Origin of the sequence: Alicyclobacillus vulcanalis (assembly GCF_900156755.1) — a bacterium.
Lineage (GTDB): Bacteria > Bacillota > Bacilli > Alicyclobacillales > Alicyclobacillaceae > Alicyclobacillus > Alicyclobacillus vulcanalis.
Genome location: NZ_FTOO01000030.1, coordinates 1 through 1,549, shown reverse-complemented (window position 1 = coordinate 1,549; position 1,549 = coordinate 1). Strand labels below are relative to the sequence as shown.

Sequence of the window (1,549 nt, the reverse complement as noted above, 5' to 3'; positions counted from 1 at the left end):
GTTAGAGTCTCAAGTAGTGGTGTAAAAGCCGTCGTCCTCAATTGACGACGAAGCCACCGTGCGTGTCTACTAAAGTGTGGCGAACACCAAAAGTAGGAGGCACGCAACGATGGCTTCGCTCAATAGCTTCGCAGTTCTCGAGTGGATTCGCAAGATGCAAGACGTGGATCAGATCGATTTTTTACGGGAATTGATGCAACTCGTGACGCAGTTCCTCATCGATGCAGAAGCGGCAGAGAAAATTGGCGCCGAGCGCTACGAGCGGACGGAGAGCCGCGTCACACAACGAAACGGCTATCGTTCAAGGGCCTGGGACACGCGCCTCGGGACGGTCGATTTGAAGATTCCAAAGCTCCGTCAGGGCAGCTTCTTCCCTTCCATTCTGGAGCCTAGGCGTCGAGCGGAGCAAGCGCTGGCTTCTGTGATCCAGGAAGCGTACGTGAAGGGCGTGAGCACCCGCAAGGTCGACGACCTGGTGCGAGCGTTGGGCCTAGATGGCATCAGCAAAAGCGAGGTATCTCGCCTCTGCCAGCTCATCGATGAAGAGGTTCGCCAGTTCAAGGAGCGGCCGCTCGAGCGGGAGTATCCGTACGTGTGGCTGGATGCCACGTTCCCGAAGGTGCGGGAGGGTGGCCGCGTGCAGAGCATGGCGCTGGTCATCGCCATTGGGGTCACGGACACCGGGGAGCGCGAGGTACTCGGGTTCGATGTGGGAACGAGCGAGGACGGCGCGTTCTGGTCGGACTTTCTGCGTGGCCTGAAAGCGCGAGGACTTCGGGGCGTGCGTCTGGTGGTGAGCGATGCGCACGCGGGCTTGCGGCAAGCCATTTCGGAAGTGCTGACGGGCGCGACGTGGCAACGCTGCAAAGTGCACACGATCCGGAACGTGTTGAGCCAGGTGCCGAAGAAGGAGCAGTCGATGGTGGCGTCGATCCTCCGGACAATCTTCACCCAGCCCGCGCAGGAAGCGGCCCGCGAGCAGCTTCGCCGAGTGGTCGCGGAACTCCAGGGGCGGTTTCCGAAGGCGATGGCCATTCTGGAAGAGGCGGAGGAGGACGTCTTGGCGTTTATGGCGCTTCCGGGCGAACACTGGCGGCAAATCTGCTCGACCAACCCGCTCGAGCGGCTGAATCGAGAGATGCGTCGGCGGATGGACGTCGTGGGGATTTTCCCGAATCGAGCATCGGTGTTGCGTCTGGCTGGAGCGATTCTGCAAGAGCAACACGAAGAGTGGCTGGTGTCGCGACGGTACTTCAGCCTGGAGTCGATGGCGAAACTGAAGCCCAACCGTCCGTTCCTCGCAGCCGAGGCGATGTTGCAAAAATAACGTGTGGGAAGGGGCGTGCGAGGATGCTCGCAGACCAAGGCTTTATCCCCTAATGGCTTAGAATCGACCGGCGAGCGCGATGTCAAGGGCGTCTGGAGGACGAACGAAGCGTCCCTTGACAGAGTGTGAAGACGGTCGATATCGTCCCGAACGGGACAAAGCTGACCGATGTCACACAGTACACACAAACGGTGAATTTACACCTCTTGACGGGACACTACC

1 protein-coding gene is annotated in these 1,549 nt (G+C 59.8%); it reads left to right on the top strand.

The features are described from left to right. Nucleotides 1-109 precede the first annotated feature (109 nt). Complete coding sequence (locus tag BW934_RS14645; RefSeq protein WP_076349327.1) at nucleotides 110-1,327, top strand: IS256 family transposase; 1,218 nt, start codon at nucleotides 110-112, stop codon at nucleotides 1,325-1,327. Nucleotides 1,328-1,549 lie beyond the last annotated feature (222 nt).